This is a genomic window from Streptomyces sp. NPDC085927 (assembly GCF_044540975.1).
In the GTDB taxonomy this organism is placed as follows: domain Bacteria; phylum Actinomycetota; class Actinomycetes; order Streptomycetales; family Streptomycetaceae; genus Streptomyces; species Streptomyces hirsutus.
In genome coordinates this window covers 112028-134206 of record NZ_JBITSN010000011.1, presented here as the reverse complement: position 1 = coordinate 134206, position 22179 = coordinate 112028, and the positions used below count along the sequence as shown (strand labels likewise).

Below are 22179 nucleotides of genomic sequence, written 5' to 3'. Positions count from 1 at the left end.
TACGTCGCATACGTCGCAGGACGCAGCAGGCAGTGAGGGAGACGCCGTGAGGGTCGGAATCGTCGGAGCCACCGGTCAGGTGGGCACGGTCATGCGCAGCATCCTCAAGGAGCGGAACTTTCCGCTGACCGAGCTGCGCCTGTTCGCGTCGGCCCGTTCGGCGGGCACGGAGCTGGACGGCGTGACGGTGGAGGACGCGTCCACCGCCGACTACTCCGGCCTGGACATCGTGCTGTTCTCGGCGGGCGGCGCGACGTCGAAGGCGCTGGCCGAGAAGGTCGCCGCGCAGGGCGCGGTCGTGATCGACAACTCCTCGGCGTGGCGCAAGGACCCCGAGGTCCCGCTGGTCGTCTCCGAGGTGAACCCGAGCGCGATCGCGAACCGTCCCAAGGGCATCATCGCCAACCCGAACTGCACCACGATGGCCGCGATGCCGGTGCTGCGTCCGCTGCACGCCGAGGCGGGCCTCGAGGCGCTGGTCGTCGCCACGTACCAGGCGGTGTCCGGTTCCGGGCTGGCGGGCGTGGCGGAGCTGCACGGCCAGACCCAGAAGGTCGTCGCCGACGCCGACAAGCTGACCCACGACGGCGGCGCGGTCGACTTCCCCGAGCCGGCCGTCTACAAGCGCCCCATCGCCTTCAACGTGCTGCCCCTCGCCGGCAACGTCGTGGACGACGGTCTGAACGAGACCGACGAGGAGCAGAAGCTGCGCAACGAGTCCCGCAAGATCCTGGACATCCCCGGCCTCAAGGTCTCCGGCACCTGCGTGCGCGTCCCGGTCTTCTCCGGGCACTCCCTGCAGATCAACGCTCGTTTCGCCCGCCCGGTCAGCCCGGAGCGCGCGACCGAGCTGCTGTCCTACGCCCCCGGTGTCGTCCTCACCGACATCCCCACCCCGCTCCAGGCGGCGGGCCAGGACTCGTCCTACGTCGGCCGCATCCGCCGCGACGAGACGGTCGACAACGGCCTGGCCCTCTTCGTCTCCAGCGACAACCTCCGCAAGGGCGCGGCCCTGAACGCCGTCCAGATCGCGGAACTGGTGGCGGACGAGCTGAAGGGCTGACCGCCGCCCGACCCGGGAGAAGGGGGCTCACCGTGGAAGCGGTGAGCCCCCTTCCTCCACTCCCCCCGGAGGAACTCCGTCCAGGCGTCCGGTCCGCGGAGGGGACACACACCCCGGATCACCCTCCCCGAAAGCCGTGAGCACTTCGGACGCAACTGTCCATACGGCGCTCATCCGAGCGCTCATGTGGCATTCATCCGCCGACTGCTCGCATCGTCCGGCAAGGCGTCTCCCTCCAGACCGCGGTTCGGGATCGCCCCTTCCGGACCGCCGTCCCCCGCACCGCGCTCCCCGGCCGGCGGGTCCGGGGCCCGCGTGTCAGGCACGGCCCGCCGGCAGCGGGCGCCGCACCTCGTACAGGAAGCAGCCGTACTCCACCGCGCGGACGTGGACGAGGGCGACGGCCGGGTCGGTGAAGGCCTCCGTGAGGGCGGGTCCGAAGCCGTCCGGCGTCTCCACCGGCCGGCCGCCCAGGATGTGCCCGTCGGCGGAGTAACGGCGCAGGACGCGGTGGGCGGCGGTGAAGGGGAGGCCGTCGCCGCCCCGCGGTCCCGCGCAGTCCTCGGCGTGGACGAAGACCGGCCCCTGCTCGTCGTACGGGCCCGGGTCGGCGCCCGTTTCCGCCGCCCAGCGACGCAGGGGGGCGTAGGAGACCAGGACGATCGGCCCCCGAGCTCTCAGCTTCGTTCGAGCAGGGGGGACCCCCAGCCCGGCCCGCTGTGGCGCAGGCAGCAGCGGAGCGGGGCGCCGCCCTCGTCGTCGGTGTACGGGACCGGGGTGCGGCCCGCGTCGTCCAGGCTGCGCAGTTCCTTCAGGACCGCCGCCGGAACGGGGCGGGGTGCGTGGGTCGTCATGGCCTCCAGGCTCGCGTGCGGCGGGGCGCCTCACCGGCGGTAAACGGACATCGCGTTCCGCGCCGGTGGCGTGGAAGGATGGCGAGACCGACACATGACGAGGAGATGACCGCGTGCCTGGCACAAACCTGACTCGCGAAGAGGCGCGGCAGCGGGCGAAGCTGCTGACCGTTGACTCGTACGAGATCGATCTCGACCTCTCCGGCGCGCAGGAGGGCGGCACCTACCGGTCCGTGACCACGGTGCGCTTCGACGTCTCCGCGGACGCCTCCACCGGCGCGAACGGCGCGGAGTCGTTCATCGACCTGGTGGCCCCCACCGTGCACGAGGTGACCCTCAACGGGGACGCCCTCGACCCCGCCGAGGTCTTCGCGGACTCCCGGATCGCCCTGCCCGGCCTGCTCCCCGGCCGCAACGTGCTGCGGGTGAGCGCCGACTGCGCGTACACCAACACCGGTGAGGGCCTGCACCGGTTCGTCGACCCGGTCGACGACCAGGCCTACCTCTACACCCAGTTCGAGGTGCCGGACGCCCGTCGCGTCTTCGCGAGCTTCGAGCAGCCCGACCTCAAGGCCACCTTCCGGTTCACGGTGAAGGCACCGGACGGCTGGACCGTCGTCTCCAACTCCCCCACGCCCGAACCCCGGGACAACGTCTGGGAGTTCGAGCCGACGCCGCGGATCTCGACGTACATCACCGCGCTGATCGTCGGCCCGTACCACTCCGTGCACAGCGTGTACGAGAAGGACGGCCAGTCGGTGCCGCTCGGCATCTACTGCCGGCCCTCGCTCGCCGAGCACCTCGACGCGGACGCGATCTTCGACGTCACGCGGCAGGGCTTCGAGTGGTTCCAGGAGAAGTTCGACTACGCGTACCCCTTCGGGAAGTACGACCAGCTGTTCGTGCCGGAGTTCAACGCGGGCGCGATGGAGAACGCCGGCGCGGTGACCATCCGGGACCAGTACGTCTTCCGGTCGAAGGTGACGGACGCCGCCTACGAGGTGCGGGCCGCGACGATCCTGCACGAGCTGGCCCACATGTGGTTCGGCGACCTGGTCACCATGGAGTGGTGGAACGACCTGTGGCTGAACGAGTCGTTCGCCACCTACGCCGAGGCCGCCTGCCAGGCGGACGCGCCGGGCTCGAAGTGGCCGCACTCGTGGACGACGTTCGCGAACTCCATGAAGACCTGGGCGTACCGGCAGGACCAGCTGCCGTCCACGCACCCGATCATGGCCGACATCCGTGACCTGGACGACGTGCTGGTCAACTTCGACGGCATCACGTACGCCAAGGGCGCCTCGGTCCTCAAGCAACTGGTGGCCTACGTCGGCAAGGACGCGTTCTTCAGCGGCGTGCAGGCGTACTTCAAGCGGCACGCGTACGGCAACACGCGCCTGTCCGACCTGCTGGGCGCCCTGGAGGAGACCTCCGGCCGCGACCTGAGCACCTGGTCGAAGAAGTGGCTGGAGACCGCCGGCATCAACGTCCTGCGCCCGGAGATCGAGACGGACGGCGCGGACGGCACGGGGACCATCACCTCCTTCGCCGTCCGCCAGGAGGCGCCCGCGCTGCCCGCCGGCGCCAAGGGCGAGTCGACCCTGCGCCCGCACCGGATCGCGGTCGGCCTGTACGACCTGGACGCGGCGAGCGGCAAGCTGGTGCGCGTCGACCGGGTCGAGCTGGACGTCGACGGCGAGCTGACCGCCGTCCCGCAGCTCGTCGGCAAGGCCCGACCGGCCGTCGTCCTCCTCAACGACGACGACCTGTCGTACGCCAAGGTCCGCCTGGACGAGCGCTCCCTGGCCTTCGTCACCGAGCACCTGGGCGACTTCGAGGCCTCCCTGCCGCGCGCCCTGTGCTGGGCGTCGGCCTGGGACATGACCCGGGACGCCGAACTGGCCACCCGCGACTACCTGTCGCTGGTGCTGTCGGGCATCGGCAAGGAGTCGGACATCGGCGTCGTGCAGTCGCTGCACCGCCAGGTGAAGCTGGCGATCGACCTGTACGCCGCCCCGAACGCCCGCGAGACGCTGCTCAACCGCTGGACGGAGGCCACGCTGGCCCACCTGCGGGCCGCCGAGGCGGGCAGCGACCACCAGCTGGCGTGGGCCCGCGCCTTCGCCGCGACGGCGCGCAAGCCGGAGCAGCTGGACCTCCTGGACAGCCTGCTGGACGGCACGAAGACGGTCGAGGGCCTGGCCGTCGACACCGAGCTGCGCTGGGCGTTCGTGGAGCGGCTGGCGGCGGTGGGCCGGTACGACGAGAGCGAGATCGCAGCCGAGTACGAGCGCGACCGTACGGCCGCCGGCGAGCGCCACGCCGCCACCGCGCGCGCCGCCCGGCCGACCGAGGAGGCCAAGGCGGAGGCGTGGGCCTCGGTCGTGGAGTCCGACAAGCTGCCGAACGCGGTCCAGGAGGCGGTCATCGCCGGCTTCGTCCAGACCGACCAGCGCGAGCTGCTGGCGCCGTACACGGACCGGTACTTCGAGGCGGTGGCCGGCGTGTGGGAGTCCCGCTCGCACGAGATGGCCCAGCAGATCGCGGTCGGCCTCTACCCGGCGGTCCAGGTCTCCGAGGAGACCCTGGAGAAGACGGACGCCTGGCTGGCCTCCGCCGAGCCGAACGCGGCCCTGCGCCGCCTCGTCTCGGAGTCCCGCGCAGGCGTGGAACGCGCCCTGCGCGCCCAGGCGGCGGACGCGGCGGCGGAGTAGCCGAGCAGCGGTACGCACGTTCAGAAGGGCGCCCGGCGGTATACGGCCGGGCGCCCTTCTCGCTGCACGCTCGCTGCACGGAATCCGCTCAGTGCGTCCGCGCATACTCAGCCGCTCCCCCTCCCCCCGCAGTCGCCCACCGCCGCATCCTTCACTTCAGGGTTCCCACTACCGCTGTCGCGGACTTCGATCCGGACGAGCGGACCGTCGCCGACCAGCACCAGGGAGAGTTCGCGTCCCGGCGGTACGCCGTGCAGCAAGGCGTTCGTCACAAGCTCCGACACGCAGACGCGCACGTCGTCCTCCCGACCCCGGTAACCCCACTCGGCGAGCGTGTCGAGAGCGAACCTGCGTGCGGCGGGCACCGAGCGGCGAGCCCGCGGGAATCGACGTTGCCGCGACAGAAGCACGGTGAGCACCGCCTTGGATCAAGGGTCTACGGTCCGGGCCACCGTACCACTATTCACGAAAAGCAGTAAGGTGTGAGATCTGAAGCAGTTCACTTAACGTGTAAAGCAGCAAGGTCGTCGAACACTCGCCTCCTGGAGGACACCGTGAGCGACAGCACATGGGTCAGCACCTCACTCCCGTACCTGACTCCACAGGAAAAGGGGCGGCCGGGATCCTGGGCGGCTGAAGCCGCGGCCCGGGGCGGCAAGGGCACACAGCGCATCGCGTACGCCGGTGAGGCAACGCCTCCCGAGGAAGTCGCCACGCTCCTCGCGCTGCCCGCCGAAGAGACGGTGATCGTGCGCCGGCGGGTGATCGAGCTGGACGGAGAGCCCTGCGAGCTGACTGACACGTACTACCCCGCACACATCGCCCGAGGCACCCGCCTCGCCGACGAGAGGAAGATCCCGGGCGGCGCCGTGACGCTCCTCGCCGAGCTGGGACACATCGGCGTCCGCGTACGTGAGGACGTGACCGCGCGCATGCCGAGCCCGGAGGAACGCGACCTCCTGCGCCTGGGGCCGGACGAGCCCGTCCTCCACCTGAGCCGAGTCACACTCGACGGTGACGACCGCCCCTTCCAGGCCGACATGATGGTCATGCCGGCGCTCCGCCGGCGCCTGAGCTACGAGATCCGGATCGGATGACAGTGCCCACCACCCACACCTCGTCGCCGGACCCACGTTCACTGCACGAGCGGATCGCCGCCGACCTCCGGGACGAAATCATGAGCGGGGACCTGGCACCGGGCGCCAGCCTTCCCTCCACGGCCCGGCTCAAGGACAGATTCGACGCCTCGAACGCGACCATCCAGAAGGCGCTACAGCTCCTCAAAGACGAGCAACTGGCAGTGGGCCGCGCCGGATCTGCGGTCACCGTTCGCGAGCACCGGCAGCGCACGGTACGCCCGGCCGCGTCTATGGCTCCCGCGGCCCCGGGAAAGCCGTACCGCTGGCTCACCGAGGCCGCACGCCTCGGCACCCAGGCGCACAGCACCCTGCTCGACGTGACCGAGGCCCGCCCTCCGGCCGACGTCGCGTCCGCGCTGGGCCTCGACGACACCGAGACCGCGGTACTGCGTCATCAAGTCCTGTCCATCGACGACGAGCCCGTCGAGCTGGTCAAGTCCTACTACCCCCTGCACCTCGCCCGGGGCACCGCCCTCACGGCCAAACGGAAGATCAAGGGCGGCACCCCGGCCCTCCTCGCCCAGCTCGGCTTCCCACCGCGCCTGAGCGTGGACCGGGTCTCGGCCAGGGTCCCCACCCAGGAGCAGTACCAAGCCCTGCACCTGCCCAGCGACCTCCCGGTACTCCGCACCCTGCGCGTGGTCTACAGCGACGACGAACGCCCCGTGGAAGCCACGGTCATGGTGAAGGCCGGCCACCTCTACGAGCTTCAGTACGAGCTCACGCCTGAGTGAGCAGAATGTCTTGGGGACCCCCGCGCCCACAGGGACGGTCCCAGCCGCTCTCCCTCGGCGACTCGCTGCTCGACCTGCTCCCCGCACCCACCAGGATGGTCCCGTCGCCGCCGGGGTGTGCTGCACGTAGTCGAGCAGTCCGCGGACGATGTCGAACTCCGTACCCGGCGACGCACACCAGGACGGCGCAGCCGACGGCCGCCGCCCGCCATCCTCGTGCGGTCCGTCCCGACGTCCTCATGCAGTACAGCCCCCGCTGTCGACGACCACCCGGACTCGCCAGTACCGGTGCAGAGTACAAGGGCCCGCGCGGACTCGGCGCGCGTGAGCACCGCTCGGTGCAGTTCAGCGCCGAGCGGGTCGGCCGGCCCCGGTCAGGCTGCCGGGGCGGTCAGGACGGACTTGGCCGCCAGCCGGAGGTTCCTGATCATCGGATTCGGGTCGCCCTCGCGGCTGACCAGGACGACCTGGCTGGGGGGAGCACCCTCGATCGGGACGGTGACGAGGTCGGGACGCAGTGAGCTACGCCGGTCGCCGACCGGTAGCACGGCGATCGCCCTGCCGCTCGCGACGAGTTCGAGCTTGTCCTCGTAGCTCTCGATCGGCGGTACGTCGGCCCCGAGGATCCGGTAGGAAGTCCAGTCCGCGGTCTCGAACGCGCACGGCGCGGCCTCCTCGCCGGCCAGTTCTTCCGCGGTCACCGACGTGCGGCCGGCCAAGGGGTGGCCGTGCGGGACCACGAGCATCCGGGGCTCCTCGTACAGCGGGGTGGTGGACACGTCGTCGGCGGCGAGCGGCAGCGGGGCCCGCGCGATCAGGGCGTCGACGCGCTTGTCGGACAGCGCCCCGACGTCGCGGCAGCTCAGGTACCGGGTGGCGATCTCGGCGTCCGGGTGACGGCGGCGTAGTTCCCGTACGGCGGCGGTGATCACCAGGTCTTCGACGTAGCCGATGGCGATTCGTTGGGTCTCGGCTTGTTCACGCACGGCCAGCTCGGCCTGGCGGGCGGCCTGTAGCAGGGCTTGGGCCCGGGGGAGGAACCTCTGGCCGGCCGGAGTGAGCCGGGCGCCCCGGGGTCCGCGGTCCAGCAGTCGTGCGCCGAGGTGCTTCTCGAGCCGTTGGATCTGGCGGCTCAGCGCCGGCTGGGCCACGTGCAGGTCGGCGGCGGCCCGGCCGAAGTGCTGGTGCGCCGCCACCACGGTGAAGTAGCGCACCAGCCGCAGTTCCAGGTCCTGTCCGAGATCGTTCACCCTTGCAGCGTACGGGTCATGCCGTTTCGGAATGATCAGGTTGCCGAACCGGTCTTGGACGACCATGCCGCCCTGGGCCTTGACTGAAGGAGCAACGTTTCCCCGAGAAAGCGACAGGCGCGATGAAGGCGATCCAGTTCCACGAAGCGGGCGGGCCGGAAGTTCTGCGGTACGAAGAGGTGCCGGTTCCCGAGATCGGCCCGGGCGAGGTGCTCGTCCGGGTGCACGCGGCGGGCATCAACCCGCCGGACTGGTACCTGCGTGAGGGGATGAAGGTCATGCCGGCCGGGATGAGGCCGGCGCTGGAGTTCCCCCTGATCCCTGGAACGGACATGTCGGGCGTGGTCCAGGCGGTCGCTCCGGGGGTGCCGGGGTTCGCCGTCGGTGACGAGGTCTTCGGCATGCTGCGGTTCCCCGGATTCGACGGCCGGACGTACGCCGAGTACACGGCCGCGCCGGCTTCGGACCTCGCTCACAAGCCGACCGGTATCGACCACGTGCAGGCGGCCGGAGCGCCGATGGCCGTACTCACGGCCTGGCAGTACCTGGTCGGGCTCGGCCACGACGTGCCGTCCCCTTTCACCGGCCGGGTGCACCAGCCGGTGCCGATCACACCGGGGATGACCGTGCTGGTCAACGGGGCCGCCGGTGGAGTGGGCCACTTCGCGGTGCAGCTGGCGAAATGGAAGGGGGCACACGTCATCGCGGTGGCCTCGGGCCGGCACGAGCAGTTCCTGCGCAAGCTCGGCGCCGATGAGTTCATCGACTACACCAGGACGCAGGCCGCGGACGTGGTCAGCGGTGTCGACCTGGTGGTCGACACCGTCGGTGGCCCGGACAGCTCACGCTTCCTGACCGTGCTCAAGCGCGGCGGCACCATGCTTCCGGTGTTCTTCGCCCAGTACGACCCGGAGGAGACGGCGAGGCTGGGCATCACGGTCTCGAACATCCAGGTGCGTTCCAACGGCCCCCAGCTCGCCGAGATCGGGCGCCTGTTCGACGAGGGCAAGCTCCAGGTCGGGGTGGACAGCACCTACCCGCTGCCCGCGGCGGGCAGCGCACACACGCGAGCCGCGCAGGGCCACCTCCAGGGCAAGATCGTGCTGACGGTGGTCTCGTGATCGCCGAACTCCAGCAGGCGGTGGCGAACTAAGCCCACACCTTGGACGAGCTGAATGCGCCCGAGCCGGAAGCGGTCCTGACCGAAGACACCACCTGGTCTTCACGGACAGCGCCTGTCGCGGCGAAGGCCGTACGCCTTGTCACCGCTGACATGACCGGACCGGGTGCGGGGCTGCTCGCCCTGCGGGCGAATACCGCACCTCTCGAATACCGCGGCACTCCACCGGTGCCATCGTGTCGCAGCACCGTGAAGCCTTCCGCTCGGGCTCCCCTCGCTCCCCTCGCTCAAGCACCTTCCGTCGAGGCGCGGGTGCGAGCTGACCCGCCATCGTCGCTCCGAACGCCAGCGCCATGCCGGCCAGTTGCCACGGCGTCAGCGCCTCGCCGAGTGCCGCCCAGCCGATGACGGCCGCGGTGAGCGGGGAGAGCGGGCCGAGGAAGGTGACCTGGGTGGCGGTGAGGCGGCCGATGCCGCGGAACCAGAGCCAGTACGCGACCGCCGTGTTCACCAGGGCGAGGTAGAGGTAACCGCCGACCGCCGGGCCGTCCAGCGCGGGTGGCGCACCCTCGACCAGGAGGGCGAGCGGGGCGATCAGCAGGCCGCCCGCGGTCAGTTGCCAGCCGGCGAGCGCGAGCGGGCCGACCCCCTCGGGGCGGCCCCACCGCTTGGTGAGCACGGTGCCGGTGGACATCGAGGCGATGGAGGCGAGCGCAGCGAGCACGCCGAGCGGGTCCAGCGCCCCGGCCGCCTTCAGGACGACCAGGCTCACGCCGCACGCGGCCACGGCCCCGGCGAGCAGGGAGCGCACCGTCGGCCGCTGCCCCAGCAGCAACGCCGAGAGGCCGATCACGCACAGCGGCGCGATCGAGCCGACGGCCGCGGCCATGCCGCCGGGCAGGCGGTACGCGGAGAGGAACAGCAGCGGGAAGAACGCCCCGATGTTCAGCGCGCCGAGCACGGCCGCCTTCCCCCACCAGGCACCGCGCGGCAGCACTCGGGCGAGCGCGAGCAGCAGCAGTCCGGCGGGCAGGGCGCGCATCAGGCCGGTGAACAGGGGGCGGTCGGCGGGGAGGAACTCGGTGGTGACGGCGTAGGTGGTGCCCCAGGAGACGGGGGCGAGGGTGGTGAGCGCGATCAGGGTGGCGCGGCGCGGGGCCATGGGTGCACACCTCTTCCCGGGGCAGCTTCAGGGAGACACAAGGTAGCTTAGCGCTAAGCAACTTTCCAGCAAGCAACTTTCCAGCGAGCTACTTTCTTGCGAGTGACTGGGAGGGGACGGATACTCCTGCCCATGAGTGCACGCCCCGAGCAGCGCAAGGATCCCGTCGACGCGATCATCGAGCAGTGGGCCCGGGAGCGGCCGGACCTCGACACGGCCGCCATGGAGGTCTTCGGCCGCGTCCAGCGGCTCTCGCGCGCCATGGGTGACCGGATGGAGAGGGCGTACGCCGAGTACGGCATCTCACGCGGGGAGTTCGACGTCCTCGCGACCCTGCGCCGCTCCGGCGAGCCCTACACCCTCTCCCCGCGCCGGCTCTCGGCCACGCTGATGCTCACCACCGGCGGGATGACGGGCCGCCTCGACAAGCTGGAGCGGGCGGGACTGCTGCGCCGCTCCCCCGACCCGCACGACCGCCGGGGGCTCCAGGTCACGCTCACCGAGCGGGGCCTGCGCCTGGCCGACGAGGCGGTCGGCGCGGGCCTCGCCCTGCAGACGGAGGCCCTGTCCGCCCTGGGCGGGGAACGGGCGGAACAACTGGCGGATCTGCTGAGGGAATTGCTGCTCGCCACCGAGAGGTAGAGGTGGCGGACCGGCCGACGTCCGGGGTGTGAACGCCGAACGCCGGACCACCACCGCGCTCCGGGCCGGGCATCCTCCCCCGCCCGGTGCCCGGCGGCGGCCCGGCGGCTCAACAGTCCTGCGGCGCAACGGCGCGGCGACTCAACGGCGCAGCGCCCGGCGCCCGGCGCCTGTGGCCTACCAGCGGTCGCGGTGTACGACCTCCGCGACCGGGCGGCGGCTCACCGGACCGAACTTGCCGCGCGGCCACCCCACCGGAATGGCCGCGAAGGTGTTCATGTCCTCGGGAATCCCGAGGGCCGCCTTCCACTCCTCCTCCAGCATCAGGTGCCAGATGGTGATGTTGGCGGCCAGTCCCAGGCCCCGCGCGGCGAGCAGCAGGTTCTGCACGCCCGGGTAGACGCAGGAGCCCTCCGCGAGGGCGGAGAAGCGCTCCTGGATCCGCCCCATGCGCGCCGTCCCCTCGGCGCCGAGCGCCTCGGCGTACTTCCGCACGCCCTCCTCCTCCATCCTCGGCTCGGGGAACCGGTAACAGGGGATGATCAGCGCCGGGGTCTCGGCGAAGTGGTCGCGCTGGTACTCGATGGCGGCGACCATGCGCCCGTACGCGGCCTCGTCCATGCCTGCGGGGGCGTACTTGCCGGTCGTGGCGAGGTAGGCGTCCACGCACCGCTTCCACAGCGGCGCGAGTTCGGCCATGACCTCGGGGTCGGTGACGACGACGTACTCGTAGCGCTGCATGTTGCCGCCGCTGGGGCCCCAGACGGCCGCCTGTATCAGCCGGTCCAGGAGCTCGTCGGGCACCGGGTCGGGCTTCAGGCGCCGCATGGCCCGCATGGTGGACATGGTCGCGAAGAGGGCCAGTTCGGTGGCGTCGCCGGCCGGTACCTCGGGCAGGGTGGCTTGAGTGTTCATGGGCAGAGTCTAGAAACGACGCTTTCCGCCCTGACACCCGGTCATGTCTACGTTTTTCGAGCGCCTTTGACACCTTGTCAGCCCTTGGGCAAGGGAGGTGAAGGCCGGGCGCGGACGGAGAGGGGAGCGGGGGGAGTCTTCGCATCGCGGACGGCTGTATCGCTGTCCAGTTCCGCGATCTCGACACGGTCGTTGCCCTCGCCGCCGCCGGAGCAGGAAGACTTCCGCCACCGAGTGGTCAGGGTCATCGGGTTCCTCACAGCTCCTTGGTCAGCTCATGGATGAGGTCACGTGACCGCTCCGGTGCGAGTGACATCCCCTTCACCCGCTGGTCGATCCGCAAACTCGCGGCCTACCTGCGGACAGTGCACGGACGCATCGTCCGCATCCGCGGCGAGAAGGGCATCCGATGGGACGGACGCCCTCTCGCAGTCGCAGCCTGAACTCGAGTGGGCCCTCGCGTCATCTCCGCCAGAACAGGTGGTGCGTCACGCCGCTCGGGCTGGGCACGACCTCCAGGTGGAACCGGTCGAGCAGCTCGTCGGGGGACTCCCAGAGGCGGAGGCCTGACCCGAGCTTCACCGGCGAGACCGCCACGTGCAGGGTGTCGACGAGGTCGGCATCGAGGAACTGCCGGATGGTGGTGACCCCGCCGCCGAGGCGGACGTCCTTGCCCTGCGCCGCTTCCCGTGCCCGTTCGAGGACCGTAGCCGGGTCGTCGTCGACGAAGTGGAACGTGGTGTCGGAGAGCGTGAACGACGGACGCTTGTGGTGGGTCATGACGAACACCGGGGTGTGGAACGGGGGCTCGTCGCCCCACCAGCCGCGCCAGTCATGGTCCTGCCAGGGACCGCGCTGGGGGCCGAACTTGTTGCGGCCCATGATCTCGGCGCCGATGTTGCGTGCGAAGTCCCGCGTGAAGTAGTCGTCGAGGCCGCGGCTCCCCCCGGGGTCGGTGCGCATGGGCCAGCTCGCCGTGGCGCCGGCCCAGGCGAACAATTTTTCGGGATGGACGTGGCCGAACGGTCGCTCGAGGCTCTGGTGCTCACCGGCACCGATTCCGTCACTCGAGACGGCGAAGTTCATGACTCTCAGCAGTTGATCCACGTGTTTCCTCGTCAGGTCCTGTCGAATCCTCGTGTGGCGAGGTGCCCCACGTCACGATGTCGAACGGGACGTGGCCGGATCGACAGCGACCCGCAACTTTTTCCAGGACGCGTCAGGAAGGCGGCCCCGTTGGCGGTACGGCCGTGGCGGACGCGGACGGCATCGAGGTGGTCGCGGTGGCTCCCGCGACCACTCACCTGCGTCGCAACGGACGTCACCGCCCGACCAACCGCTCCAACCGCCGACCCTGCGAACCTTCCCGGTCAGAGCACCGGGCAGCGTTTGAGATGTGCAGTCCCAGTCCGCTCGGTCCGCCGGCTGCTTATCCTTGTGGCCTTGACTTCCTCCCCCGCCTAAAGGCGGGGGATTCCGGCGGTCGCCCGCCGGGGTTCCTGCTTCATCGACGACTGCCCGCTCGGAGTGCTCCGTTGAGGTCTTACACCGTCTCCACAGGCTGCTGCCGCCAGTCCGGCGGCCAGAAGGTTCTTCGCCGCGTTCACGTCGCGGTCGTGGGTGATGCCGCACCGGCATGTCCAGGTGCGGACATGGAGGGGCATCTTGCTCTGCAGGGCTCCGCAGGCCGAGCACAGCCTGGAGGAGGGGAAGAAGCGGTCGACCGCGATCACCTCCCGGCCGTACCACTGCGCCTTGTACTCCAGCATGCTCCGGAACTGGGTCCATGCGGCATCGGAGACGGCGCGGGCCAGCCTCCGGTTTTTGACCATGTTGCGCACGGTCAGGTCCTCGATCACGAGCGTTTGGTTCTCACGCACGAGACGAGTCGACAGTTTGTGCAGGTGGTCCCTGCGTCGGTCGGTGATCCGGGCATGGATGCGGGCGACCTTGAGGCGGGCCTTGGCCCGATTGCCGGAGCCCTTCTCCATGCGGGCGAGTGCCTTCTGGGCCTTGGCCAGACGGGCACGGTCCCTGCGTTCATGCCTCGGATTGGTGATCTTCTCGCCGGTCGACAGGGTCAGCAAGGAGGTGAGGCCCACGTCGATCCCGACCGCCGTGTCCACGGGGGGCAGGGTTTTCACCGTCGGGTCCTCAACGAGCATCGACACGAACCAGCGCCCGGCCGCGTCTCGCGACACCGTCACCGTGGACGGCTTCGCCCCCTCGGGAAGCGGGCGCGACCACACGATGTTCAGCGGTTCGGTCATCTTGGCGAGGGTGAGCCGGCCGTCGCGGAACCGGAAGCCGGAGGTGGTGTATTCGGCGGACGCCCGGGACTTCTTCCGGCTCTTGAAGTGGGGGTACCTGGCCCGCTTGGCGAAGAAGTTCGCGAATGCCGTCTGCAGGTGCCGCAGGCACTGCTGGAGCGGGACCGAGGACACCTCGTTGAGGAAGGCGAGTTCCTCGGTCTTCTTCCAGGCCGTCAGCATCGCCGAGGTGGCGTTGTAGTTGACCCGCTCCTGCCGTGTCCACGCCTCGGTGCGGGCCTGGAGGGCGAGGTTGTAGACCTTTCGCACGCACCCGAACGTGCGCGACAGCTCCGCTGCCTGCGCATCGGTCGGATAGAAGCGGTACTTGTACGCCCGCTTCACGTGAGTGGCCATGGCTCACAAACTAGTGGGCCTGTTTGTGAGCATCAAACCTGCTGGTCAGAGCACGGCCTTTCGTCCTGGCGGCGAAACCCCGCCTCCTGCCCTGCTCCGCAGGGGTTTCGTTTCCTCCCCCGCCTGAAGGCGGGGGTATCCACGAGAGGAATCAGATGACTGTCCAGCCTCCGGAGCCCTCTCCGCGCCCTGTTCCCTCAGGAGAGCTCCGCGCCTCTCACGACGACCGGGAAGCAGTGGTGGAGCAGCTGCGCGATGCGGCAGCCGAGGGGCGAATCGATTTCGATGAGCTGGATTTGCGCCTGGAGCAGGCGTTGCAGTCCAAGACCTACGCCGAGTTGGCCGTCCTGACCGCCGACTTGCCGAGGCTGAATTCCTCTGAGAGCCGGCCGCCGCTGGTGCTCAAGGGCGGCATGTACGGCGCGTCTCGAGGCCCCGGGCGCTGGGAGGTTCCCGGGCACGTGATCGCTCACGGAGGCGTGGGGGGTGTGAAGGTCGACTTCACCCGGGCCGAGTGCCGCCTCACGGAGGTCGCAGTGGAGGCGTACGGGGAGACATCCGGTGTCACGATTGTCATCCCCGACGGCTGGGCCGCGGACACCAGCGGCATGGATCCCGGTTTCGGCGGCCTGACGGACAAGACCACTCCCGACCGGCTCCCGGGAACTCCGCTGATCCGGCTCACCGGGTCCGGAGGCATGGCGGGAGTAGTCATCCGCCACCCCAACCGCCGGGAGCGGCGCAAGCTGGACAGCAACCCGACGCAGGGCTAGGCCGCGTGCCGAGGTGTTGATCAAGATCTGAAGCGATCTCGGAACGCCTCGTGGTGGCCTGACGGGCGAACAGCGGGTGCGGCCGGAGCGGCTGTTGCCGCCGACACCGACGACGGGACGACCGCCACGGGATCGACGGCGTTGCCACCACATCTCACACACGGCCTAGTCACCGTCGCCGGTGGGCCGGTCCAGGTCCCGGCGACGGTTCTTCCCGGAGCGGCGCAGCAACTCCCCCGCACCGAGCGTCACGGCCGCCACGACGCGGACCCAGCGGGGCCCGCCGCGCTCCGCCCACACCACGCATACGCACCCGCCGACGACGAGCACCAAGATGCCGAGCAGCACCAGAGCAATCATGTTCCCCACCCCTGCGTTCGTTCATACGGTCCCGGTGATCGTCTCAAGCCGGAAAGGACGCCCCAAGGGGTTCTCCTGCCGAAACGCCACCTGGGCGGCACGCCGTACGTGCCACCGACGGGACGCCGGCTACAGGGACAGCCCGCCGGTGGTGGCCGTGTCGTCGCCAGGTGCCTGAGTGTCTGCCCCCGGTTCGGGCCGCTGCCCTGCTGCCCATCGTCGTGGACATCGACCCCGGCTCACCACAGGTGCTTCCCGCAGCCGCGAAAAGTCGCCGCTGTGAGTCGTGGGGGAAGCCACCCGTGGGTGCGGGGAACAGATCCGCGCACCCGTGGGGGTACCCCTGGCTGTTTCGGAGAGAGGGACCGGCCCACTGCTGCGGACATCACTCATCGAGGCGGGGCGGTACCCGGCACGAAGGGCGCCGTCCCCGCCCCCGTACGGCGATTCACGCGTACGGGGGGCGGGGCCGGCGCCCTCGGAAAGCTGCGGGGACGACCGGCCGGAGTCCGGGACCGGGGTCAGGCCTTGACGTCGGTCTGGGCGTCGGGCTTGATCCTGATGTTGGAGCTGGTCGTGTCCTTCTGCTTGTGCGACTTGTCGAGGACCATCACCAGCCCGGCGATGACCAGGAAGAGCACGATCGGGGCCACGACGTACAGTCCCAGCGTCTCGATCACGCTCAGGCCCGTGCCGGGGTCGTCGCCGTCGTCGCGGGTGAGCGCGAGCGCGGGGGACGTCATGAGCAGCATCATCAGCGTCGTACCGGCTGCCAGGGCGCCGGCGCGCAGGGCGTTCGTCTTGTCCACGGTGCCAACGTAGCGAACAGCCGTGGGGCCCGCGCGTCCGGGGGTGCGTACGGGACCCCGGTCGCACCGGGTATGTACCGGTGTGAGCCGGTTTGCCCTCAGGTCCCGCCCGGGGCGTCCGCGCTGTCCGTACCGTCCGTGCTGTCCGCTCCGTCCGGCCGGTCGGTGCGGGTGCGCACCACGTCGAGCAGGGCGCGCAGTCTCGGGGACGCCGTCAGGTCCTCCAGGGGGGTCGGGCGGCCCTGCGCGTCGGCGATGGGCAGGCGCCAGTTCGGGTACTGGTCCCAGGTGCCGGGGAGGTTCTGCGGGCGCCGGTCGCCGACGCCGTCGGGGAGCCAGACGCCGATCATCCGGGCGGGGGTGCGCAACAGGTAGCGGTGGACGGCCTGGATGCGTTCCTCCTCCACGTCGGCGGCGCCGTCCGTGCCGTGCAGCAGGCCGAGCCCGGTCAGCAGGTCCAGCCACTCCGCGGTGTCCGCGACGGCCTCCGCGTGTTCCTCGGCGAGGGGGCGGGTGAGCAGGCCGAGGCCGTCGCGGAGCCCGACGTGTTCACCGGTGAGGCGGGACGCGGTGGGCGGCAGGTCGTGGGTGGTGACGGTGGCCAGGCAGTCGGCGCGCCAGGTCTCCGGCGGCAGGGGCCGGCGGTCGCCCTCCCAGTCCCGTTCGAACCAGAGCACCGACGTCCCGTACACCCGGCGTTCGCGCAGTGCCTCGCGCACGCCGGGCTCGACCGTGCCCAGGTCCTCGCCGATCACCACCGCCCCGGCACGGGAGGCCTCCAGGACGAGGACGGCGAGCATCGCCTCGGCGTCGTAGCGGACGTACGTGCCCTCGGTGGGCGGCTGCCCCTGGGGCACCCACCAGAGCCGGAACAGGCCCATGACGTGGTCGATGCGCAGGGCGCCCGCGTACCGGAACAGGGCCTGGAGCAGGGCGCGGAACGGCGCGTAGCCGCAGGCGGCGAGCCGGTCGGGGCGCCAGGGCGGCAGGCCCCAGTCCTGGCCGCGGGCGTTGAAGGCGTCCGGGGGCGCGCCGACCGACATGCCGGCGGCGAGGGTGTCCTGCTGCGCCCAGGCGTCGGAGCCGCCGGGGTGCACGCCGACCGCGAGGTCGTGGACGATCCCGAGCGGCATCCCGGCCTCGCGCGCGGCCCGCTGGACAGCGGTGAGCTGGGTGTCGGTGAGCCAGGCCAGCCGGGAGTGGAAGTCGACCCTGGCCGCCAGTTCGCGGCGGGCCCGCGCGGTCCCGGGCGAGCGCGGGTCGCGCAGTGCGGCGGGCCAGGTGTGCCAGTCGGGGCCGTGCACCTCGGCGAGCGCGCACCAGGTGGCGTGGTCCTCCAGGGCCTGCCCCTGCTCGGCGAGGAAGTCGCGGTAGGCGGCGAGGCGGCCGGGGCCGAGCGGTACCTCGTTCACGATCGTTTCGAGTGCGGCCTTCTTGGTCGCCCAGACGGCGTCCCGGTCGATCAGGGCGCCCTTGTCCAGTACCGCCTCGCGCAGCTCCGCGGCCCGCTGGAGCAGGTCCTCCAGCCGCTCCCGCCGCGGGCCCCGCCGCCGGTCGCGGTCGTCCCCGGTTCCCGCGAGGCCCGCGGCTCCCGCAGCTCCCGCGATGTCCGTGACTTCCGCGGCTCCCGCGATGTCCGTGGCTTCCGCGAGGCCCTCGCCCTCCCCCACGTACGCGAACTCCGGGACGTCCTCGATCCGCAGGTGGACCGGGTCCGGGAAACGGCGGGAGGACGGCCGGTAGGGCGAGGGGTCGGTCGGGGTGCCGGGGACGGCCGCGTGCAGCGGGTTGATCTGGACGAATCCGGCGCCGAGGGCGCGGCCGGCCCAGGTGGCGAGTTCGCCGAGGTCGGCGAGGTCGCCCATGCCCCAGGAGCGGCGGGAGAGGAGCGAGTAGAGCTGGACGAGGAGCCCGTAGGAGCGGGCCGGGGGTGCGGGCAGCCGGGGCGGGGCGACGATCAGGTGGGCCTCGCCGGTGCGACCGTCGGGCGCGGTGGCGGTCACCCGGTGCACGCCGGGCGGGAGGTTCCCGGCCGAGACGCGGGTCTCGCCCTGCTCGGTGCGGACGAGCAGCCGGGTGCCCTCGGGGAGCGCGGCCAGGGCGGGCGGCGCGCCGGCGCCCCAGCCGACCACGGTGGGCGGCAGCAGCCGCTCGGCCTGCTCCCGCTCGCGGGCGGCGAGCGCGTCACGGACGGCCTCGGGGGTCCCCGCGTCCACGCCGAGGGCGGCCAGGGCGCGGGTGACGGCGGTGACCGAGGCGGCGACCGTACGGTCCGGGGAGGGGCTGTAGGCGGTGGCGACGCCATGGAGGGCGGCGAGCCGGGACAGGTCCGCGGAGGGCGCGGAAGACTCGGAAGGGTCGGGAACCGGCGCCCGCCCGGGGGGCGGCGCGGAAAGCCCGGACGGTGGCTCGGAAGGGTCGGAGAACGACTCGGAAGAGTCGGAGGGCGACTCTGAAGGCGGCTCGGCCGGTCCGGCACCGGCCATCTAGGGCTCCGGGACGTACTGCGCCGGGAAGGAGTCGAGTCCGGTGGCGTCCATGGCGGCGTCGGACTCGCTGGTCAGGGGGGCGGCGTCGGAGAGCGGGGGCTCGCTGGTGAGGGGCTCGGCGTCGGGCAGCGGAGGCTCGCTGGTGAGCGGGACTCCCGCGCAGGGGCCCTCCGCGCTGAAGACGCAGGCGTGCATGCCTTCGGCTTCGGCGCTGTGCAGGCCGTCGAGGTCGGCGGACGGATCCGCCTCGGGTTTGGACATGGGCGGGGACAGAACGAACGCCGGTGCAGCAGCCACTGAGGGCCTCCTCGTCGAAATCAATCAGATCGATCGGAATCAAGCGGAATGACAGGAAACTTCGTGCACGGATGCGCCTGACGGCGCGGTTCTTCGCAGTCCCTACCCAACGGGCGCGAAGGCAGGCTCCCCAATCCGTGGAACGTGCTTCTGCTCACACCGTGTTCCCGTTCCCGCATTTCACATGCGGGCAAACCCGTCACAACGGCCACTCTGATTGACACGTCCGGAGCACAGTGATGGGCTCCTGGCCTGTCACGTAACGGTTCTGTCTCCTCGGGAGGGGCCTTGCAGCTACGGCGTGGGAAGAGGGCGGCCGCCCTCGCGTTCGTCGTCGTCGCCGGGACACTGGGCGCCGTGCCCGTCTCCGCGGCGGCCCCCTCCGTTCCCGGGACGACCACGTCCCCCGTCCCCGACCGGGTCGAGACGGACCTGGCCGTCTGGCCCCGCCCCCAGTCCCTGCGGGCGAACGGCGCTCCGGTCGCGGTGACCGACGAGGTCGTCCTGAGCACCGACGCGTCGGCCGACCCCCACGCCGTCGAAACCCTGCGCACGCTGCTGCGGGAGGCCGGCGCGCGCCGGTTCACCGCCCCCGGCGACAAGGCGCCCGAGGGGGCGCTCGTGGTGCGGATGAGCGCGGACCGGTCTGTGGGCTCCCCCCAGCCGGACCTCCACGCCCTCCCCTCCGGCGGCTACACCCTGACCGTCGGCAAGGAGACCGTCGCGCTCACCGGTGCGGGCGAGGACGGCCTGTTCCACGCCGTCCAGACGCTGCGTCAGCTGCTGCGCCCCGACGGCACCTTCACGGCCGCCGTCGTCCGCGACTGGCCGGGCACCGCCGTGCGCGGGATCACCGAGGGCTTCTACGGCACCCCGTGGACGCACCGACAACGGCTGGCGCAGCTGGACTTCATGGGCCGCACCAAGCAGAACCGGTTCCTGTACGCGCCCGGCGACGACCTCCACCGTCAGGCCCGCTGGCGCGAGCCGTACCCGGACCGGCAGCGCGCGGAGTTCCGGGAGCTGGCGGAGCGGGCCCGGAGCAACCACGTCACGCTCGGCTGGGCGGTGGCGCCGGGCCAGGCGATGTGCTTCGCCTCGGGCGAGGACCTGCGCGCGCTGACCCGCAAGCTGGACGCGATGTGGGCGCTGGGTTTCCGCGCCTTCCAGCTGCAGTTCCAGGACGTCAGCTACAGCGAGTGGCACTGCGGGGAGGACGCGGAACGCTTCGGTTCCGGCCCCGACGCCGCCGCCCGCGCCCAGGCGCACGTGGCGAACGCGGTGGCCCGCCACCTGGCGGGCCGTCACCCCGGCTCCGCGGCGCTCTCGCTGATGCCGACCGAGTACTACGAGGACGGGTCGACCGCGTACCGGCGGGCCCTCTCGGACGCCCTGGACTCCGCGGTGGAGGTGGCGTGGACCGGGGTCGGCGTGGTGCCGAGCACCATTACGGGCGGTGACCTGGCCGAGGCGCGGAGGGTGTTCGCGCGCCCGCTGGTGACCATGGACAACTACCCGGTCAACGACTTCGCCCCCGGCCGGATCTTCCTCGGCCCCTACCAGGGCCGCGAGCCCGCCGTGGCCGCCGGTTCGGCCGCCCTGCTCTCGAACGCGATGGAGCAGCCCGAGGCGTCCCGCATTCCCCTGTTCACGGCCGCCGACTTCGCCTGGAACCCGCGCGACTACCGCCCCCAGGAGTCCTGGCGGGCCGCGATCAAGAACCTCGCGGGGGGCGACCCCGTGCTGGTCGAGGCGCTGTCCGCGCTGGCGGGCAACGACGCGTCCTCGGTCCTCGGCGCCGAGGAGTCCGCGTATCTGCGGCCGCTGCTGAAGGAGTTCTGGCGGACCCGCGCGGACGCCGGCGGCGACGAAGGCCGCGCGGCCGAGAAGCGGCTGCGCGCCGCCTTCACCGTGCTGCGCGAGCTGCCCGGGACCCTGTCCGGCAACCCGCGCACCGCCTCGCTCGCCGACGAGGTCGCCCCCTGGACCGGGCAGCTGGCCCGCTACGGCGAGGCCGGCCTCACCGCGCTGGACATGCTGCGCGCGCAGGAGTCCGACGACGCGGGCGCCGCCTGGACCGCGTACCGGGAACTGGCCGGGCAGCGGGCGCTGCTGAAGCCCGCCCGGGTGACGGTCGGCAAGGGCGTCCTGGACCCGTTCCTGAACCGGGCCCGGGACGCGTACGAGACCTGGGCGGGCATCGGCCGCGAGGCGACCGCCGGCTCCGGCGGCCGGTCGGACGACGGCGTGCTCCAGCTGCCGCGGGTCCGGGACCTGAGCGCGGTGACGGTCCTGGCCGAGCCCGGCACCGCGGGGACGGTCGAGATCCACGCGCCGGGCGCGGGCTGGCGCCGCCTGGGCACGCTGGCCGCGTCCGGCGCCACCGAGCTGCGGGTGGACGGCCCGGCCGGCGCCGTCCGCGTCACCGGCGCGGACACCTCCCGGGTCCGGCACGTCGTGCCGTGGTTCACGGACGAACCCGGCGTCTCGCTGACGCTGCCGGACGGCCCCGCGGACACCGACATCGGCGGCACCCGGCGGCTCACGGCCACGCTCGAGTCGCTGCGGCCCGAGCAGGTGCGCGGCAAGGTGACCGTCGAGGCGCCGAAGGGCGTGAAGGTACGGGTTCCGAAGGACACCCTGACTATCCCGCGCGGCACCTCCGTGGAGGTTCCCGTCGAGGTGACGGTGGAGCCCGGGACGCCGACCCGGTCGTACGAGGTGCGGCTCGGCTTCGGCGAGGTGACGCACACGCTGACGGTCAACGCCGTCCCGCGCACCGCCGGACCCGATCTGGCCCGCACCGGCACGGCGAGCTCCTCGGCCGACGAGACGCCCGACTTCCCCGCCTCGGCGGCGAACGACGGTGTCCCGGAGACGCGTTGGTCGTCCCCGGTCGAGGACGACTCCTGGTGGCAGGTCGAGCTGGAACGCCCGGTGCGGCTCGGCAAGGTCGCACTGCACTGGCAGGACGCTCACCCGTCGGCGTACCGCGTCGAGGTCTCGGCGGACGGCCGCAGCTGGCGTACGGCGGTGTCGGTGGCGGACAGCCGCGGCGGGCGGGAGACGCTCCGCATGGACGAACCCGACGTCCGCCACGTCCGCGTCCAGGGCGAGACCCGCGCCACCGAGTGGGGCTACTCCCTGTGGTCGGTGGAGGCGTACGCGGTCGCGGACTGAGGCGGGGGGCGC

At 71.6% G+C, this 22179-nt stretch carries 19 protein-coding genes and 2 pseudogenes; 9 read left to right on the top strand and 12 right to left on the bottom strand.

Annotation, left to right across the window (positions count from 1 at the left end):
* Positions 1-46: 46 nt before the first annotated feature.
* Positions 47-1063, top strand: a complete 1017-nt coding sequence (locus tag ACIF80_RS26370; protein WP_399809222.1) for an aspartate-semialdehyde dehydrogenase — start codon at positions 47-49, stop codon at positions 1061-1063.
* A 318-nt stretch (positions 1064-1381) separates the two neighbouring features.
* On the opposite strand, the pseudogene ACIF80_RS26365 reads toward ACIF80_RS26370, so the two are convergent.
* A pseudogene (locus tag ACIF80_RS26365) lies at positions 1382-1917 on the bottom strand (DUF1203 domain-containing protein).
* Between the two features lie 113 nt (positions 1918-2030).
* Between ACIF80_RS26365 and pepN the strand changes: the two are divergent.
* Positions 2031-4631 (top strand): aminopeptidase N, encoded by a 2601-nt coding sequence (gene pepN / locus ACIF80_RS26360; protein ID WP_399809219.1) that lies wholly within the window; start codon positions 2031-2033, stop codon positions 4629-4631.
* 107 nt (positions 4632-4738) lie between these two features.
* Here the strand turns inward: pepN and ACIF80_RS26355 are convergent, their stop codons facing one another.
* Complete coding sequence (locus tag ACIF80_RS26355; protein WP_399809216.1) at positions 4739-5050, bottom strand: ATP-binding protein; 312 nt, start codon at positions 5048-5050, stop codon at positions 4739-4741.
* A 135-nt stretch (positions 5051-5185) separates the two neighbouring features.
* Here ACIF80_RS26355 and ACIF80_RS26350 point away from each other — a divergent pair, with 135 nt between their 5' ends.
* Entirely contained in the window at positions 5186-5728 is a 543-nt protein-coding gene (locus tag ACIF80_RS26350; protein WP_399809213.1) for a GntR family transcriptional regulator, read from the top strand.
* Positions 5725-6504 (top strand): GntR family transcriptional regulator, encoded by a 780-nt coding sequence (locus tag ACIF80_RS26345; protein WP_399809210.1) that lies wholly within the window; start codon positions 5725-5727, stop codon positions 6502-6504. Before ACIF80_RS26350 ends, ACIF80_RS26345 begins: the two co-directional genes overlap by 4 nt.
* Before the next feature lie 374 nt (positions 6505-6878).
* Here the strand turns inward: ACIF80_RS26345 and ACIF80_RS26340 are convergent, their stop codons facing one another.
* Positions 6879-7754 (bottom strand): LysR family transcriptional regulator, encoded by an 876-nt coding sequence (locus ACIF80_RS26340; RefSeq protein ID WP_399809207.1) that lies wholly within the window; start codon positions 7752-7754, stop codon positions 6879-6881.
* 122 nt (positions 7755-7876) lie between these two features.
* On the opposite strand from ACIF80_RS26340, the gene ACIF80_RS26335 reads away from it, so the two are divergent.
* Complete coding sequence (locus ACIF80_RS26335; protein ID WP_399809204.1) at positions 7877-8875, top strand: NADP-dependent oxidoreductase; 999 nt, start codon at positions 7877-7879, stop codon at positions 8873-8875.
* 141 nt (positions 8876-9016) lie between these two features.
* Here ACIF80_RS26335 and ACIF80_RS26330 read toward each other — a convergent pair whose 3' ends face one another.
* Positions 9017-10036, bottom strand: coding sequence for an EamA family transporter (locus ACIF80_RS26330; protein ID WP_399809201.1), 1020 nt, complete (start codon positions 10034-10036; stop codon positions 9017-9019).
* 132 nt (positions 10037-10168) lie between these two features.
* Between ACIF80_RS26330 and ACIF80_RS26325 the strand changes: the two genes are divergently transcribed.
* Positions 10169-10678 (top strand): MarR family winged helix-turn-helix transcriptional regulator, encoded by a 510-nt coding sequence (locus tag ACIF80_RS26325; protein WP_399809199.1) that lies wholly within the window; start codon positions 10169-10171, stop codon positions 10676-10678.
* A gap of 177 nt (positions 10679-10855) precedes the next feature.
* Here ACIF80_RS26325 and ACIF80_RS26320 read toward each other — a convergent pair whose 3' ends face one another.
* Both ACIF80_RS26320 and ACIF80_RS26315 read right to left on the bottom strand, forming a co-directional pair.
* Entirely contained in the window at positions 10856-11593 is a 738-nt protein-coding gene (locus ACIF80_RS26320) for a nitroreductase family protein (protein ID WP_399809196.1), read from the bottom strand.
* Positions 11594-11670: 77 nt separating this feature from the next.
* Positions 11671-11841, bottom strand: coding sequence for a DUF397 domain-containing protein (locus ACIF80_RS26315; RefSeq protein ID WP_399809193.1), 171 nt, complete (start codon positions 11839-11841; stop codon positions 11671-11673).
* Between the two features lie 69 nt (positions 11842-11910).
* Between ACIF80_RS26315 and ACIF80_RS26310 the strand changes: the two are divergent.
* A pseudogene (locus ACIF80_RS26310) lies at positions 11911-12003 on the top strand (IS630 family transposase); the annotation flags it as partial.
* 52 nt (positions 12004-12055) lie between these two features.
* On the opposite strand, the gene ACIF80_RS26305 reads toward ACIF80_RS26310, so the two are convergent.
* Together ACIF80_RS26305 and ACIF80_RS26300 are read right to left on the bottom strand one after the other, a co-directional pair.
* Positions 12056-12700, bottom strand: a complete 645-nt coding sequence (locus ACIF80_RS26305; RefSeq protein WP_399809190.1) for a dihydrofolate reductase family protein — start codon at positions 12698-12700, stop codon at positions 12056-12058.
* Positions 12701-13053: 353 nt separating this feature from the next.
* Positions 13054-14259, bottom strand: coding sequence for an RNA-guided endonuclease InsQ/TnpB family protein (locus ACIF80_RS26300; RefSeq protein WP_399809188.1), 1206 nt, complete (start codon positions 14257-14259; stop codon positions 13054-13056).
* Between the two features lie 155 nt (positions 14260-14414).
* On the opposite strand from ACIF80_RS26300, the gene ACIF80_RS26295 reads away from it, so the two are divergent.
* The gene (locus ACIF80_RS26295) at positions 14415-15032 is read left to right on the top strand and encodes a DUF1707 domain-containing protein (RefSeq protein ID WP_399809185.1); all 618 of its coding nucleotides are present in this window, start codon (positions 14415-14417) and stop codon (positions 15030-15032) included.
* A 165-nt stretch (positions 15033-15197) separates the two neighbouring features.
* On the opposite strand, the gene ACIF80_RS26290 is transcribed toward ACIF80_RS26295, so the two are convergent.
* From ACIF80_RS26290 to ACIF80_RS26275, 4 genes are all read right to left on the bottom strand, one after another.
* Positions 15198-15392 carry a hypothetical protein gene (locus ACIF80_RS26290; RefSeq protein WP_399809182.1) on the bottom strand — a complete coding sequence of 65 codons (195 nt, stop codon included), beginning with the start codon at positions 15390-15392 and terminating at the stop codon, positions 15198-15200.
* A gap of 521 nt (positions 15393-15913) precedes the next feature.
* Positions 15914-16201: a hypothetical protein gene (locus tag ACIF80_RS26285; RefSeq protein WP_399809179.1), complete on the bottom strand. Its 288-nt coding sequence runs from the start codon at positions 16199-16201 to the stop codon at positions 15914-15916.
* A 98-nt stretch (positions 16202-16299) separates the two neighbouring features.
* A complete protein-coding gene (gene malQ, locus ACIF80_RS26280; protein ID WP_399809176.1) occupies positions 16300-18687 on the bottom strand; it encodes a 4-alpha-glucanotransferase in 2388 nt (795 codons plus the stop codon).
* Positions 18688-18951, bottom strand: coding sequence for a hypothetical protein (locus ACIF80_RS26275; protein WP_399809408.1), 264 nt, complete (start codon positions 18949-18951; stop codon positions 18688-18690).
* 324 nt (positions 18952-19275) lie between these two features.
* On the opposite strand from ACIF80_RS26275, the gene ACIF80_RS26270 reads away from it, so the two are divergent.
* On the top strand, positions 19276-22167 hold the full coding sequence (locus tag ACIF80_RS26270) for a beta-N-acetylglucosaminidase domain-containing protein (protein WP_399809174.1): 2892 nt from the start codon (positions 19276-19278) through the stop codon (positions 22165-22167).
* Positions 22168-22179 lie beyond the last annotated feature (12 nt).

Coding starts and splice junctions, on each gene's coding strand:
- ACIF80_RS26345 (WP_399809210.1), top strand. CDS start 5,725: ATGACAGTGCCCACCACCCACACCTCGTCGCCGGACCCACGTTCACTG.
- ACIF80_RS26335 (WP_399809204.1), top strand. CDS start 7,877: ATGAAGGCGATCCAGTTCCACGAAGCGGGCGGGCCGGAAGTTCTGCGG.
- ACIF80_RS26330 (WP_399809201.1), bottom strand. CDS start 10,036: ATGGCCCCGCGCCGCGCCACCCTGATCGCGCTCACCACCCTCGCCCCC.
- ACIF80_RS26325 (WP_399809199.1), top strand. CDS start 10,169: ATGAGTGCACGCCCCGAGCAGCGCAAGGATCCCGTCGACGCGATCATC.
- ACIF80_RS26320 (WP_399809196.1), bottom strand. CDS start 11,593: ATGAACACTCAAGCCACCCTGCCCGAGGTACCGGCCGGCGACGCCACC.
- ACIF80_RS26315 (WP_399809193.1), bottom strand. CDS start 11,841: ATGACCCTGACCACTCGGTGGCGGAAGTCTTCCTGCTCCGGCGGCGGC.
- ACIF80_RS26300 (WP_399809188.1), bottom strand. CDS start 14,259: ATGGCCACTCACGTGAAGCGGGCGTACAAGTACCGCTTCTATCCGACC.
- ACIF80_RS26295 (WP_399809185.1), top strand. CDS start 14,415: ATGACTGTCCAGCCTCCGGAGCCCTCTCCGCGCCCTGTTCCCTCAGGA.
- ACIF80_RS26290 (WP_399809182.1), bottom strand. CDS start 15,392: ATGATTGCTCTGGTGCTGCTCGGCATCTTGGTGCTCGTCGTCGGCGGG.
- malQ (WP_399809176.1), bottom strand. CDS start 18,687: ATGGCCGGTGCCGGACCGGCCGAGCCGCCTTCAGAGTCGCCCTCCGAC.
- ACIF80_RS26275 (WP_399809408.1), bottom strand. CDS start 18,951: ATGTCCAAACCCGAGGCGGATCCGTCCGCCGACCTCGACGGCCTGCAC.